The organism is Paenibacillus sp. FW101-FHT12H11 (assembly GCF_058790355.1).
Window position 1 is genome coordinate 173,509 of the sequence record NZ_JBYTCO010000008.1, and the last position, 14,219, is coordinate 187,727.

12 protein-coding genes are annotated in these 14,219 nt (G+C 45.9%); 3 read left to right on the forward strand and 9 right to left on the reverse strand.

Translation table 11 applies throughout. The features are described from left to right. Positions 1–184: 184 nt before the first annotated feature. Complete coding sequence (locus AC3WTJ_RS25215) at positions 185–1,063, reverse strand: phytanoyl-CoA dioxygenase family protein (protein ID WP_492524159.1); 879 nt, start codon at positions 1,061–1,063, stop codon at positions 185–187. A gap of 172 nt (positions 1,064–1,235) precedes the next feature. On the opposite strand from AC3WTJ_RS25215, the gene AC3WTJ_RS25220 reads away from it, so the two are divergent. Then, positions 1,236–2,096: an AraC family transcriptional regulator gene (locus AC3WTJ_RS25220; RefSeq protein WP_492524160.1), complete on the forward strand. Its 861-nt coding sequence runs from the start codon at positions 1,236–1,238 to the stop codon at positions 2,094–2,096. A gap of 13 nt (positions 2,097–2,109) precedes the next feature. Here AC3WTJ_RS25220 and AC3WTJ_RS25225 read toward each other — a convergent pair whose 3' ends face one another. After that, the gene (locus AC3WTJ_RS25225; RefSeq protein ID WP_492524161.1) at positions 2,110–3,309 is read right to left on the reverse strand and encodes an ATP-binding protein; all 1,200 of its coding nucleotides are present in this window, start codon (positions 3,307–3,309) and stop codon (positions 2,110–2,112) included. A 234-nt stretch (positions 3,310–3,543) separates the two neighbouring features. Between AC3WTJ_RS25225 and AC3WTJ_RS25230 the strand changes: the two genes are divergently transcribed. Both AC3WTJ_RS25230 and AC3WTJ_RS25235 read left to right on the forward strand, forming a co-directional pair. Beyond that, positions 3,544–4,701, forward strand: a complete 1,158-nt coding sequence (locus tag AC3WTJ_RS25230) for a glycosyltransferase family 4 protein (RefSeq protein ID WP_492524162.1) — start codon at positions 3,544–3,546, stop codon at positions 4,699–4,701. Positions 4,702–4,715: 14 nt separating this feature from the next. Next, positions 4,716–6,044 carry a UDP-glucose dehydrogenase family protein gene (locus AC3WTJ_RS25235; RefSeq protein WP_492524163.1) on the forward strand — a complete coding sequence of 443 codons (1,329 nt, stop codon included), beginning with the start codon at positions 4,716–4,718 and terminating at the stop codon, positions 6,042–6,044. Between the two features lie 62 nt (positions 6,045–6,106). Here the strand turns inward: AC3WTJ_RS25235 and AC3WTJ_RS25240 are convergent, their stop codons facing one another. The 7 genes from AC3WTJ_RS25240 to AC3WTJ_RS25270 all read right to left on the reverse strand — a co-directional run bounded on the left by AC3WTJ_RS25240 (position 6,107) and on the right by AC3WTJ_RS25270 (position 14,012). Next, a complete protein-coding gene (locus AC3WTJ_RS25240; protein ID WP_492524164.1) occupies positions 6,107–7,135 on the reverse strand; it encodes a LacI family DNA-binding transcriptional regulator in 1,029 nt (342 codons plus the stop codon). A 34-nt stretch (positions 7,136–7,169) separates the two neighbouring features. After that, a complete protein-coding gene (locus AC3WTJ_RS25245; RefSeq protein WP_492524165.1) occupies positions 7,170–7,724 on the reverse strand; it encodes an HAD family hydrolase in 555 nt (184 codons plus the stop codon). Further along, positions 7,714–8,733: an ABC transporter ATP-binding protein gene (locus AC3WTJ_RS25250; protein ID WP_492524166.1), complete on the reverse strand. Its 1,020-nt coding sequence runs from the start codon at positions 8,731–8,733 to the stop codon at positions 7,714–7,716. Before AC3WTJ_RS25250 ends, AC3WTJ_RS25245 begins: the two co-directional genes overlap by 11 nt. A gap of 2 nt (positions 8,734–8,735) precedes the next feature. After that, positions 8,736–9,779: an ABC transporter ATP-binding protein gene (locus AC3WTJ_RS25255; RefSeq protein ID WP_492524167.1), complete on the reverse strand. Its 1,044-nt coding sequence runs from the start codon at positions 9,777–9,779 to the stop codon at positions 8,736–8,738. A gap of 29 nt (positions 9,780–9,808) precedes the next feature. Further along, complete coding sequence (locus AC3WTJ_RS25260) at positions 9,809–10,954, reverse strand: ABC transporter permease (RefSeq protein ID WP_492524168.1); 1,146 nt, start codon at positions 10,952–10,954, stop codon at positions 9,809–9,811. 2 nt (positions 10,955–10,956) lie between these two features. Continuing rightward, positions 10,957–11,955 carry an ABC transporter permease gene (locus AC3WTJ_RS25265; protein ID WP_407868139.1) on the reverse strand — a complete coding sequence of 333 codons (999 nt, stop codon included), beginning with the start codon at positions 11,953–11,955 and terminating at the stop codon, positions 10,957–10,959. 89 nt (positions 11,956–12,044) lie between these two features. Beyond that, complete coding sequence (locus AC3WTJ_RS25270; RefSeq protein ID WP_492524305.1) at positions 12,045–14,012, reverse strand: ABC transporter substrate-binding protein; 1,968 nt, start codon at positions 14,010–14,012, stop codon at positions 12,045–12,047. Between the last annotated feature and the right edge of the window lie 207 nt (positions 14,013–14,219).

Here is a 14,219-nt window from a genome sequence, read left to right on the forward strand (position 1 = left end):
GTAACAATTCTATGTTCTTAAGCATTTTCCTTTCCATAAAAGGGTAAAAAGTGATTTTCCATTTCATGGATAATGTCGAACGCACAAAAAGGAGCGGCTCAGCAAGAGCCAACTCCTTATTCGGGGACAGAATCGCTTATATATCAACCAATATTCGCAGGTGAAATTGATCCCGCCTATCCGATTAGGCCGATGTGACGGGGATATGCTCCATCCGATTCTCCAGCCAATCCTCCAAGTTCGCAACACGATCGGGATATTGGTAACTTCTCGCCAGGAATCCCGCTCCATGACCCGGCATCGGGTCTTGGTCCGTAGGCTGATAGCGCAGGTCTACACTCCAACGCACTTCATCGGATAAATTAGGCGTTGACATGTGCAGACAACGGTCATTAAACAGGATTGCGCTTCCTGCGGAGACCGGTAGAACGACAGTCTCTGTTTTGCCCAACTGGCTTTCATGCAAAGCCGTGTATCCTGTTCCTGTATCCTCTTCCCGGTGCCACTTCAGTAAGCGCTTACGGTGCGTGCGCGGTTTAATATGCAGACAACCGTTAATCTCATTTGCATCAACAAGCGGAATCCACACCGTAATCACGGGATTGGAATTGGCATCTGGCCAATAAGATTTATCTTGGTGCCAAGGTACTGCGCCTGCGGCAACCTTTGGTATTTTGGGTCGCGTGTTATAGACAGGATTGGAAAACAGCTCGCCGCCGATTAGCGATTCAACCGCATCCAAAATTTTGGGATTGCTCATTAAGTGAAAATAACCAGGAATCCTGTCCCGCCAGCTGCGCCCATATTTCAGGAAATGCTCCGCCGTCAAATCTTTGAACAATTCCGCCAAGCGATATTTAAAAGGGCGATCTTCTAATTTGTCCTGAATGAGCCCAGCCTGCATAAGCTCCTCTGCAATGGCCGAGACCTTCGTCGTCATCGCTTCAATCGCCTGCGCGAGATCTTCTTCCTGAAGCAAATTAGGAATTACGAGATAGCCTTCCGTATTATAAAAGTCGACCTGCTCTTTGCTCAAACTTCCGCCGATTTGGTTCGCGTTCATTGTGTTCATTCCTCCTCAAAGTTGATCTACATTTATAAATGTAGCACCTTTGAGTTAAAACGTATTTATCCGGTTGTTCAAGGATTGATCAATTCTTCCGGTTATTTCTTTTCAACCAGACCATTATGACCTACAATTAGATGATAATCTGCTAGCAAAGGGAGACTGTCCGATGCCGATATTGACAGCGATGAATCCATCCGTAAGAACCGCTCATCACTACCGCTTTCCTTATGAGAAAAATGGCAGCGAATCATTCCGGTTAGGATATTGTTATGCCTTCCATCTTGTAACCGGCGGTAAAGGAGCCGTTACCCTTCCGACAGGAACATTCGCCATAGCCAAAGGTGATCTGCTCTATTTTCCGCCTAAGCTTCAGCATTCCTTCCATTCTGATGCCGCACATGCGCTATCGACCTATAACCTTTATTGCGACATATGGGCTACGCGCCCGGACGCAGGGCAAAAACATCTTGTTTGGAAAGAAGCCGACTTCGATCCTCACATGTTGACGGCTATAGAACCGAATTCTGACTTGGACAACTTGCCTAATCTGCTACATTTCCAGCATCAAAGCGCCATTACCGACCTATTCGCCCTCGTTGTAGAGCAGCATCAGAATGCTGCCCCCTACTCAGATGCTATCGGCAAAAGCCTTCTCCAAGCCTTGCTGCTAAAAATTGTTCAACTGCATACCTATCTGCCGTTCATTGATTTTCGCATTAAGCCTCTGCTCGATAATATTCACCAGAAAGCCTACATGGGGTCCAGTTATGAATCCTGGTTGGAACAGTGCAAGCTGAAGAAAACACAATTCCATCAACTGTTCAAACAGGCCACAGGCATGTCGCCCAAGGCCTACTGGACTTCCGTTATCATGAAGCAAGCCGCTGCCGCATTAAAAGAGAGCGCACGATCGGTTACTGACATCGCTGAGGATCTGGGGTATTCGTCTATCCACCATTTCAGCAAGCAGTTCACGCTGTATTATGGCATCTCTCCTTCGGAGTACCGGAATCGGCAGCGGTCATAAACCGACGAAGCTTTTATAACGCCTCCAACAAACGCTTTCGTTCTGCCGAGCCCATCGCCAAATGAATCAGATGCGCCATCAATTTCTTCTGTTCCAAATTTAATCTGGCGAACACCCGGGGTTCCAGCTGACAAAGTTCCCGGATGACGGATTCCAGTTCATTTTTCTTCAAGGTATCCTCAGGACCGTCCGTGAAATCCGGAAAAGCCTTCGCTTCCGTAAATTCTTGAATGACATGGTCAGACAGTATTTCTAAATAAGGCTTTCTTTTCTGCTTAATAAACGCATTGATTTCTTCCAGCAAAAATTGGAAAGCATCGCTTTTCTTGCTCACACCAAAAGCTGCTTCGAGCTGACCGCTTTGATCATCGCTCTCAAAATCAAAGTAGTCGAACAGTTTGCTTTGAATGTAGACACTATGGTAAAAAGAGTCCCCTTTGTTATTAAAGGTGGTCGGTTGTTTATATTTTTCATCCAAATGGGAGTCGATGAAATACAGTTTGGAATATTCGTGGTTGATCCGGTCCTGCCAACGGATGAACTTAACTTCGAAGGCGGTTTGGCTGCCAGCATGAACGAGGTTGAAGCACTCTTTCTCCCCAATCAGACTTGAATAATCCAGAGATTGGCCATCCAGGCGAAGATCGAAATCTTTGTCCGCATGAAGTTCCAGAAACCAGCCAAATTCCTTGCAGAGATAAGCCGACAAATCCTCAAGGATGAAGTCCTGCATAATATTATGAAAAGTTACATTCGTTCCTGGCTCTCCATCCGTCAATTTGATGCTCGAAACCTTGTAGTCATCCAAAGTGTTCGCACCTATTTGAATGGTATACGTATTTTTCAATAAGCCCTCTGTATAGGTCGTTTTCCATGTCGCATCGGAAGCAAAGCGATGAAAGGTTAATCGGCCGATCCCATTTTTACCGTGCATCGCCGATGTGGTTCTTGTCCGCTTCTCTGGATCTATCTGCTTCTCCGACTCAAAAAAAGGTGTGAATTTCCGTTCCAATTCTCGCCGGTCAATCCCGTAACCATTATCCGATATCACGATATGGTCAACACCGCCGAGCACATTTAAATGAAGTTTAACGTCTACCACTGTAGCTTGCGCATCGAAGCCGTTCCAAATATATTCGGAAATCGCCTGCAAATAGTCAAATTTACGAAGCGTTTTTTCGATCCCTTTTGAGGATATTTGTATTTTGCCCACAACGATCAGCCCCTTCTACGAGTGAACTCTGCCTTCCTTTCTATCATATTCCAAATCTCTCATTGCTGTATGTCGATTTCTGCAACCCTCTCGTCATTGATTTTCGACAAAAAGAGGGTTTTACACCTGTAATCAAGCCCTTGCTGTTTTAAAAAAGAATTAACATACGGTTAACGTTCCACAAATAATCGAATGTTACCCTTAAGGCATCTAGGAACTACAGGAGGGATTCTTATGCGCCTCGCGTTGTTTACCGATACCTACGTTCCTCAAATGAATGGCGTTGCACTCACGTTAGGACGTCTTACGGATTATTTAAATCGTCGTGGTGTTGAGCACCTCGTGTTCACGCCGAAATGCACCGATGAAATGGCTTACTCCGAACTGATTCGCCCCGTACCGTCCGTTCCTTTTTTTCTCTACCCCGAATGCCGGATTGCCTTGCCCAACATTATTTCTATGCGTTCTGAGCTTGACCGCTTCCGTCCCCATCTGCTCCATATGGCAACTCCGTTTAACATCGGTTTGTGCGGTCTCCACTATGCCCGCAAGCATCGTATTTCGCACGTAGCCTCCTATCACACCCACTTTGATCGCTATTTAACCTATTATCGAATGAAAAGAGCCGTTCCGTTGTATTGGACATACATGAAGTGGTTTCACCAATCCTGTGACGCCACTTTCGTCCCTTCGACCGATACCATGCAGCACCTGCATGCACAAGGCTTTGACCGCATGCTTTTGTGGTCCAGAGGTGTTGATTGCACGCTCTACACCCCCGATAAGCACACGAACGCAGTTCGCGAGCGATATGGAATTACAGCCCCTTACCTCCTCCTCTATGTGGGGCGCATCGCCCCGGAGAAAGATATAGATACCTTATCAGCCGTCATGCGTACTTTGCCTGATTCTCTGAAAGAACGGGTTCATTGGCTCATCGTAGGGGATGGACCGCAATTGGAAGAACTGCGCGAGCAAGCTCCGAACAATGTGACATTTGCCGGTTACAAGCATGGGGAAGAACTCGCAGAAATCTATGCCTCATCCGATCTCTTCTTCTTCCCTTCCAGTACCGAAACATTCGGCAACGTCGTCCAAGAAGCGATGGCTTCCGGCCTTCCCGTTATTGCCGCAAATAGCGGAGGCGTGCGGGATATGATTGTTCCCGGACAGACGGGAACTTTATGTGAGCCCCGCCAGCCCGAATCTTTCATTCAAGCTATTGACGCTTTCATCAATGCCCCGGAACAATGGGCAGATTTCCGAAAAGCGGCAAGAGGTTTTGCCCTTGGACGCTCTTGGGACGCTATCTTTGACAGATTGCTGGAGGACTACGAACAAATTATCGATGCTCGCCGAATTGGAAGTAAACTGGGATTCTATACAGCTTAAAGGAGGGGACATCCATGCGAATAACATTAGTCGGAACAGGATATGTGGGCTTGGTTGCTGCTGTGTGCTTTGCGAAACTGGGGCACGAAGTCATTGCTGTTGACCGTGAGCCCGTCATTCGCGGGCTGAAGGAAAATAAGCTGACCGTATGGGAACCTCAGCTGGAGCCAGAGCTGGCCGATGTTTATGCAAAAGGATTATTAAGCTTCGAGACAGATCTCGCCCGAGCCTCATCGGACACGGACGCTCTGATGATTGCCGTAGGCACGCCTACGCGATCAGACGGGCATACGGATCTGGGTCATGTGCATGAAGTGCTGTCTCACTTGATGCAAGCCGGCACCTGTCCTCCTCTTGTGATCATAAAAAGCACTGTACCCGTTGGCACCTGCGATGAACTGGAAGCTACTTTGCTGGCAGCTGGTCTCCATACAGAAGTCGCCTTTAACCCTGAATTTTTAAGGCAAGGCAGCGCCTTCTCAGACTTCATGGAACCCGATCGCATCGTATTCGGTTGTAAAACGCCGCAGGCCGAATCCCTGCTTCGCCAATTATATGAAGGGATCGAAGCTCCTGTACATGTTTGTGACAGGCGAAGCGCTGAACTTATCAAATATGCATCGAACGCCTTTCTTGCGATGAAAATATCATTCGCGAACATGATGTCCGATGTGTGTGAAGGCTATGGCGCAGATATCCGCCATGTCATGAGCGGAGTTGGCGCCGATCATCGCATCGGGCCTGAATTCCTGTCGGCAGGCGTTGGTTATGGAGGCTCCTGCTTTTCCAAAGATTTGCAGTCCCTGCTAACGATCGGGAAGCTGATCGGCAGCTCGCTTCCGATTCTGGAAGCAGTTGCCAAAGTCAATGACCAGCGCATTCCAAGGATGATCGCCAAACTTATCTCGCTTTGGGGCAACCCTTTAGGCAAACGTCTCTGCGTATTAGGCATCTCATTCAAGCCAAATACCAATGATGTTCGCGACGCGCCATTTCTAACCTTATTAGCTCAGTGTGAACGCCATGGCATCGAGGTTCAAGCCTTCGATCCTGTCGTCAGGCAAGTTGGAGCCAAAGCCGTTCAGGTGATGGATTCCCCTTATGCAGCAGCAGCCCAGGCCGATGCTATCATGATCATGACGGAATGGCCGCAGTTTGCTGAACTCGATTGGCCTTACCTGCTTCACCTTATGCGTCGGCCTTATGTGCTTGACGGTCGGAATCTTTTGCCAAGCCAAATCATCTCACAAGTTGTTGATGTTGATGGGGCTATATATATGCCCGTAGGAAGGTCGATGGAGTGCAGCCCGGTCCCGTGGGCCGGGGTCTCCTCACCGGAATAAACGAAATAACCCCCAGTCCTCCGAAACAGGACTGGGGTTCTGGTGCTATCACATTTCCCTGCTTACCTAAGCGTGGAGCAAGAATTTCTTTCTACTATTTTACTTTGAATAATGACATTTCTTTGGAAGTCATTAGGCAGCACGCCTAATTGTTTCATTAACAATCTGACAGATTGAGCACCTAATTCCGAAGGTTGCAAATCCATACTGGTAAGAGACGGGTTTGATTGAACCATCATGGAAAGATCACCGCAGATAACGAAGACCGAAACATCTTCAGGGACTTTAAGATTAAGATCTTTCATTGCATTGAGGGCACTGAAGGCCGTGCGGTCATCATCCGCAATGATCGCGGTTACCCCTTTCCCAAGCTTCCCTAAAGTAGTCATCGTTTCCTCGTAGCCATAATCCATGTATACGTTTGAACTTAAATCAGGCTTATGATGGATCATGTGCTCTTCTACGTGAAGATGGTGATCTTCCATCGCTTTGATGAAGCCCTCTTTTCTATCAATGGATACCGTCATTAACTCGTTGGCATTTAAAAACATGATATTCCGGTGACCTTTTTCAATCAAATATTTACAAATATGATAACTAACCGCTTGATTGTCGTTATCCACACTATAAGCATTAAGAACCGTTGGATTCATAACCCTGCCGACCGTTACAAATGGAATATTTTCCGAAGCCATCAGATGTATTCGCTCATCATTGGTAGTTGGTCTCATGACAACAGCCCCATCGATTGGATAACTAGACAAGAAAGGGGTTTGAACCTTTTGCAGAGGAATCATATCAAGCAGCACCCGGTATCCGTAATAAGAGGCTTCGAGTATGACCCCATTGATAAATTGCGTATGAAATGCGCTAAAAAAGAAGTTACCATGCGGAATGGTTAACCCGATCGCCATCGTTTTCTTCGTGACCAAGCTGCGTGCGATATGATTCGGCACATAATTCAGCTGCTTGGAAATACGTAGTACTCGCTCTTTCACTTCATTACTTGTAGGCCTCTTTTGGCTAAAAACATTGGAAACGGTTCCCTTCGAAACTTGAGCTAATTTGGCAACGTCATCTATTTTAGCCATATCCTTATTAACATCCCTTCAGAAAACCATCCATTTATGCTAATTTGTCATTGAGCAGCTCGACTAATTCAATTAACTCCAGTGGGTGACTAATGGTATATTGAGGGATTTCGCTTTCGTCTGCGTGCAGTTTCGGATAACGAGGCGTCCAGCTCAAGAAGACGCTCGTGATTCCCATTTGGTTAGCGCCTTTAACATCCCTGCTCAAGTTGTTGCCGACCATGACAATCCGGTAGCAATCCTGCTCGCTGAGATCCAATGCGCCAATCGCTGCTTTGAACATCCGAGGACTTGGCTTGGAGGCTTTGACCGTCTCCGAATACACCATCGTCGTAAAATAATCGTACAAGCCATTTTGCGTCAAAATATTTTTGAAGGATTGCGCATTGCCGTCGGCTACAATCGCTAATGTATACCCCCGTTCAGCCAACGTTTTTACCATGACATCGGCTCCTGGAATCACATTAGCTTGAATGACAATATCGTGATCATCTCTAATTTCCGTGCCTTCATCGATAATGGTATCGCCGCAATCCAGAAAAACAATTAATTTCTTTGGTGCTGAACTATTCGTCGTATTAGGATTCATGAATGACACCTCTCAAATTTAATTGGTTCGCGTAGTGACACGCAGCAAAATGGTTCTTGTCCACAGCTTGCAGCTCAGGTTCCTGCTGCACGCATTTGTCCGTTTTATACCTGCATCTTGGGTGAAAATGACAACCGCTTGGAGGATTAGCCGGATTAGGAACTTCTCCTTCCAGAATAATCCGATCCTTCTTCGTATCGGGATCTGGCTCTGGTACGGCTGACAAAAGCGCTTCGGTGTACGGGTGCATCGGATGGGTAAATAACGAATCAACAGGCGCCAGCTCTACAATTTTACCCAGGTGCATGACCGCGACCCGATCGGATATGTTTTGTACGATAGATAAATCATGAGAAATGAAGATATAAGTAATTTGAAGCTGCTCTTGCAAATCCTTCAGCAAATTAATAATTTGCGCTTTAATCGAGACATCCAAGGCCGACACTGCTTCGTCGCAGACAATGAGTCTTGGCTGGGAAATGAGAGATCTTGCAATCGCTATGCGCTGCCTTTGTCCCCCAGAGAAGGCATGAGGATAACGTTTGAGATAACTGACATTTAAACCCGTTTTTTCAGCGATGAACGTCACTTTCTCATCCAATTGTGATTTCGACAACTTGAAATTAGCCAAAAGCGGTTCGGATATAATGTCATACACGCTCATCCTAGGACTAAGAGATGAAAAAGGGTCCTGAAAAATCATTTGAATATCTTTCCGATATTTCTTGAATGCTTTTCCCCTTAATCCCAAAAAGTCGACTTGCTCTTCTCCCTCCGGATGGTAGAGAACTTGCCCCGATGTTGCGTCCATCCCTCTCACAATACAACGTCCTAATGTCGTTTTACCGCAGCCCGACTCACCAACAATACTTAATGTCTCTCCTTCCAAAAGCTCAAAAGAAACATTATTCAGCACGCGGATGGAGGAAGGTTTGCTAAACAGCTTGTTTTTGGATTTCACTTGAAAATCCTTGTTCAATTGATTTACTTGCAATATTGGTTTAGACATTCTTATTCTCCCTCACCCTCAGCCTTGTAGAGAACACATCTCACCATATGGTTATCGGAGACATACGTTTTGGGAACGTTCTGCCTATTGCATACACCCTCGATTCGATCTGAACAGCGCTCGTAGAAACCACACATCGGCGGCATATTGGTTGCCATGGGAACTGTTCCATCGATGGATTCCAACCTTGCATGCCTGTTTCCGGATAATTTGGGCATGGATTTGAGCAGCCCTTTGGTGTAAGGATGTTTAGGGTTATTGAAAATATCCTTCACTGTCGACTGTTCGACTATTTTTCCCAAGTACATGACAGCTACTTCATCACACATTTCAGCAATAATCCCAAGATCATGAGTGACCAACAGGATAGCCATACCAAATTCACGTTGAAGCTCTTTCATAAGCTCCAACACTTGTGCTTGAATCGTGACATCAAGCGCAGTAGTAGGCTCGTCGGCAATTAGCAATTCCGGGTTGCAGGACAAGGCCATTGAAATCATCGCCCGTTGACGCATCCCTCCGGAGAATTCATGCGGAAATTGGTCAAAACGTTTCTCCTGATCCGAGATTCCGACTTTGCCAAGCATTTCAAGCGCGATTTTTTTAGCCTCTTTTTTGTTCTTCGTTCGATGGATTAATATAGCTTCCATAATCTGATTTCCAATCGTGTACATCGGTGAAAAAGCAGTCATCGGCTCTTGAAAAATCATCGCTATTTTCCTGCCGCGAATGGAACGTATTTGTTTACTCCGTGTAGGTAACGATAACAAATCCAACTGATTTAAGGCTTTCTCCGATTCAGAGTGATACACGATCTTTCCGGTGGTTTCGCACTCTTTGGGATTAATGCTAATAATCGCTCTGCTCGTCAAGCTTTTCCCACAGCCGGACTCGCCAACAAGGCCCAGCGTCTTCCCCTTTTTTATATCAAAGTCAACGCCATCAACAGCCTTCATTTCTCCATTATCCATTTGAATGCGAATCTTGAGATCTTGGACAGACAGAAGGGGGCGTTCAGATTGTGAAACGGTGGCTTGCGATGTCATACTATCCCCTCGCTTTGGACTAGAGTGTATTACTTCTTGTATGGATCGGCAGCATCGCGCAATCCGTCGCCTAGAAAGTTAAAGGTTAAAACCGTCACAATGACAAAACCTAAAGGAATCAGTTTCCAGGGATACAAAGCAACATTCTCGATCTGTTGTGCTTCTTGGAGAAGAACACCCCAGCTCGTTGCAGGCGAGCGTATTCCGAGCCCCAGGAAGCTCATTGCGGTTTCACCAAGAATCATGCCAGGTATGGCTAAGGTCGTTGCCACAACCAAATAGGAAATAAAACCAGGCAATAGATGTCTGATAATGATTTTCGCGTCGCTCACGCCGGCAATTTTGGCTGCCAACACATACTCCTCATTTTTCAAAGAGATGAACTTGCCTCTCGCAACCCTGGCTAATTCCGTCCACCCGATAAAGGCGAAAATGATAACAATATACAAATACATCGTAACGATAGGAACCCTGGCAGGAATGGCGGCCGACAAGGCCATCCAAAGAGGCAGCGTCGGAAATGACCGAATAATTTCAATACTCCGCTGTATAATCGAATCGAGCCAGCCTCCGAAATACCCGGACACCCCTCCGATAAATAATCCCAAAACGAAGCTTATTGATACGCCGATGAGAGGAATGCTTAATGAAACTTGGCTCCCCAGAAATACACGGGAAAGTAAATCCCTGCCCATACCATCCGTACCGAATAAAAAGATACGTCCCGGCGCATCGACGCCAAATAGATGAATATTTGTAGAAAACAGTCCTAAAAACCTGTAGGTTTCACCTTCTACAAAGAAACGAACAGGGTGGCGAACGTTCTCGTCCTGCACAAATATTTTACGGAGTGTCACAGGATCTCTTCCTGATTTCAGCTCATTCACGAACGGTCTCAAATGGAACTCGCCATCTGCGTCCTTAAAGCTCACTTTCACCGGTGGAGCGTTCACGTATTTACTGTCATAACTTTGCAAGCCATAAGGCGCAATAAACTGTGCAAATAGGGCCGCTACATAAAAGCACGCAAGAATCGCCAGGCTAATCCGGGCCAATTTATGCTTTTTTAAACGACGATACATGAGCCGCCATTGTGAGCTGTGGGAAAGATCACTTTTAGGAGCTTCTTTTATTGGCGTTATCTTCTGTCTTCCGACAATTGGAATCGTTTTCATGGTCACATACCTCTGAACTCTGTGCGAATTTTTGGATCGAGCCATGCCAATAAAATATCTGAAATCAATGTACCCAGAACTGTCAAAACAGCCATAAACAACAGCCATGTACCCGCCAAGTACATATCCTGCGCTAAGAGAGCGTTATACATGACCGGCCCTTGGATGGGAAGATTGAGAACAATCGCCGTAATGGTAGAACCTGTAAATATAGAGGTCAGTGACCAACCAATTGTGCTCACGATCGGATTCATAGCTGCACGGGTCGGATATTTGATTAATATTTTTGTTTCTGATAAGCCCTTTGCTCTCGCTGTGACCACATTCGGCTTATTCAATTCATCCAGCATCTGGCCTCTCATAACTCGGATCAATTCTGCGGTATTCGCTAACCCAATGACAATAACAGGAATGATCATATGCTTGAGTAAATCCAATACCTTATCGAACGACCAGCCTGCATGAACGAACTCACTTGAAAAGAGACCTAATAAGGGATCGCCAAAGTAAACATAAGACAAATACATTAAGATGATAGCCATCAAGAAATGCGGCGTTGCCATGCCAAGAAAGCCAACAGCCGAAAAAATATAATCACCAATCGAATATTGCTTTACGGCGCAGTAAATACCGATCGGAACCGCTACTGCGTATGTGAAGGCCATCGTCACCAAAGAGACGACAATCGTTAAACCCATATATTGCGAGATAACCGTCGTAACCGGCTTGTTATAGCTGAAAGAATAGCCGAAGTCGAAGTTCGTTATCATATTGCTCATCCAAGCCAAATATTGAAAAAACCAAGGCTGGTCTAATTTCAAACTTGCTCGCATTGCAGCTATATCGGCTTCTGACATGACATCTCCGGCAACCGACATTTTAGCCGCATAAGTCGACACGTAATCACCTGGAGGAAGCTGAATAATGTAGAAGACAATCATGGAGATAAAGAAAATAACCGGTATAACCAAGACGATTCTTTTTAAAATATAGTGAAGCATCTCTACCCTATCCTCTCCGTTTTAATTCAAGAATACCGCTGAACGATAAAGGGGGATTCGGGATCCCCCTATTTTCGCCCGAAGCTTATTTATGGTTTGATAAAAAATTGCGCGGGATGACCATGCCCCAAGCTGCGGAATTCATCGGAATAGACTAAGTCTTTGGGTACGTTGCCCATTTTGTTGGAAGCTACTACAAGGCGCGGTGTAGGACCCGCGTAACCGATAATCCATTGATTTTTCTGATGCAGCTTCACAATCTCATTGCTCCACTTCTCGATCTCTTCTTTACTTGTCGACGCTTTAACCTTGTTCCAGTAATCGAGAATTAAAGCTACATCGCCTTCCGGCTTGACACCTTCTTTGCCGTTGGAAGACGAGTACAACCCGTAATGTCCATACCAAGGTGTCAACACACGCAGAGGTACGAGCGTATCCGGACGGAAAGCTACGTTAACCAGTGAGATATTTTCAGTCGTCGCAGGAATTTTGTTAGCGTATTTGAGTTCCTGATGAGTTCCTTGATCCACAACTTTAAGGTCTACTTTAATGCCCACTGCCTCATAATACTTTTTGACAAGTTCAAGGAAGCTTGCTGTACTCGTACTGCCTTCAATGATCGTAATGGTTAGATCAGAACCATCTGGATTGAGCCGAAAATTATTCTTATCGCGTTTAGTCAAGCCAATCTCATCCAGCAGCTGATTAGCCCGATTCACATCGAACTTACTCCACTGATCTGCCCATCCTGCTTGGTAGCCAACCAGCCCTTCAGGAACCGAAGCTTGCTGAGGAGCGCCTAAGCCATTCGTTACGATTTCCGAAATCTCTTTCCGATCTACAGCTACCGACAGAGCCTCTCTAAATCTAATATCCTGAAACAGCTTGCGCAGATTCGGATCTGCAATCGTCTGATTCAACTGCAGGCCAGCGCTCGACCAATTCGGCGTCGTCCAAGACATAACGCGGAACCCTGCTTTTTTCTCATTTTCCTTGAGCACAGTGAAGTCTTTAAAATCGAAGTCAAGCAAATTGTAATCTCCAGCGAGCGCACCTAGAATACGTTGAGCAGGATCCTGTACTTTGGTAGCAACGATGCGATCCATATACGGAAGCTGATTCCCCTCTTTGTCCGTTTTCCAGTAATAGGGGTTACGTTCCATAATAAACTGATCGCTGTTGGGGTCATTTTTGGCCACCCAAGCCCGCAATGTCGGGATTTGCGGATTAACCCAATAATAGTAGCCTGTTGCGACCAAGAATGTTTTTACGTCTTCGAAGCCCCATTTTTTCGCAATCTCAAGTGCCTTCTCTTGACCTACAAATTCAGGGAGTATTGTTTTTTGGAAGTGCGCCGGCGCGAAGAACCATTTGTTGTCTATCGCTACACGCTCCAGGAATTGTACGCTCGGGTACTTATGTACAACCTTAAACGTGTAATCGTCTACCTTCGTAACCGTCGCCAAAGCCTTCTCCCCGGATACAGGATCTACGGAGTAATAAGCGTCATATATTTTTTTACCAAACGTTTCTTTGGTCAGCATGTGCTCCCAGTAAAACAGCACGTCATCGGCAGTAAACGGCACCCCGTCCGACCATTTCATACCTTTTCTTAAATGAATCGTAAATTCGGTAGAATCTTTGTTGACCTCATAACTTTTGGCCACATTAGGTTCAATCGTGCTTCCATCTTTTTTAAAACGGAACAGAGCTTCCTCTGTAGGCTGACCTACGGTCCAGCGGTCATTTGGTCCGGTCCATGGCATCTTCCAATCTCCCCCGTATTTGCCGATTTCCTCGGATACGGTTTCGACCATGATATCTTCCTTGGCAGGCATACGCTCAGCCACTGGCTTTAACGTACCTGCGCTCACTAGCTTAGTCAGCATAGGAGCTTCTTTGAATCCGTCTGTCTTTGCAGGAGCGGGTGCTGCGGGAGCCGTCGTTGCCTCTTTAACAGATGAGCTTGCCATTGGACTAACTTCACTTGCACTCTCGCAGGCAGCAAAAACAACAGCGGACACCATCAGCATCATGCCCATAAATATGCGATTCATTTTCAAACCTATCCCCTCCATCTTTCATCTGGTACTTCAATCTTCCTCATCACGAACTGGAAATTGGTTCCCTTCCACCCCCTAGATAGACTCAAGCTTAAACCGGTTTAAGTATGCGGAGAAAAGGGAAAGCGCTTTCTTTAAAAAGCATTAAAAAAACGATAAACAACAAATTAAACCGGTTTAACAACGTACATAACAGTCGGG

What these genes read in the sequence shown, in the direction of transcription:
- AC3WTJ_RS25215 (WP_492524159.1), bottom strand. Translation starts at nt 1,063, where the DNA reads ATGAACGCGAACCAAATCGGCGGAAGTTTGAGCAAAGAGCAGGTCGAC.
- AC3WTJ_RS25220 (WP_492524160.1), top strand. Translation starts at nt 1,236, where the DNA reads ATGCCGATATTGACAGCGATGAATCCATCCGTAAGAACCGCTCATCAC.
- AC3WTJ_RS25230 (WP_492524162.1), top strand. Translation starts at nt 3,544, where the DNA reads ATGCGCCTCGCGTTGTTTACCGATACCTACGTTCCTCAAATGAATGGC.
- AC3WTJ_RS25235 (WP_492524163.1), top strand. Translation starts at nt 4,716, where the DNA reads ATGCGAATAACATTAGTCGGAACAGGATATGTGGGCTTGGTTGCTGCT.
- AC3WTJ_RS25240 (WP_492524164.1), bottom strand. Translation starts at nt 7,135, where the DNA reads ATGGCTAAAATAGATGACGTTGCCAAATTAGCTCAAGTTTCGAAGGGA.
- AC3WTJ_RS25245 (WP_492524165.1), bottom strand. Translation starts at nt 7,724, where the DNA reads ATGAATCCTAATACGACGAATAGTTCAGCACCAAAGAAATTAATTGTT.
- AC3WTJ_RS25250 (WP_492524166.1), bottom strand. Translation starts at nt 8,733, where the DNA reads ATGTCTAAACCAATATTGCAAGTAAATCAATTGAACAAGGATTTTCAA.
- AC3WTJ_RS25255 (WP_492524167.1), bottom strand. Translation starts at nt 9,779, where the DNA reads ATGACATCGCAAGCCACCGTTTCACAATCTGAACGCCCCCTTCTGTCT.
- AC3WTJ_RS25260 (WP_492524168.1), bottom strand. Translation starts at nt 10,954, where the DNA reads ATGAAAACGATTCCAATTGTCGGAAGACAGAAGATAACGCCAATAAAA.
- AC3WTJ_RS25265 (WP_407868139.1), bottom strand. Translation starts at nt 11,955, where the DNA reads ATGCTTCACTATATTTTAAAAAGAATCGTCTTGGTTATACCGGTTATT.
- AC3WTJ_RS25270 (WP_492524305.1), bottom strand. Translation starts at nt 14,012, where the DNA reads ATGAATCGCATATTTATGGGCATGATGCTGATGGTGTCCGCTGTTGTT.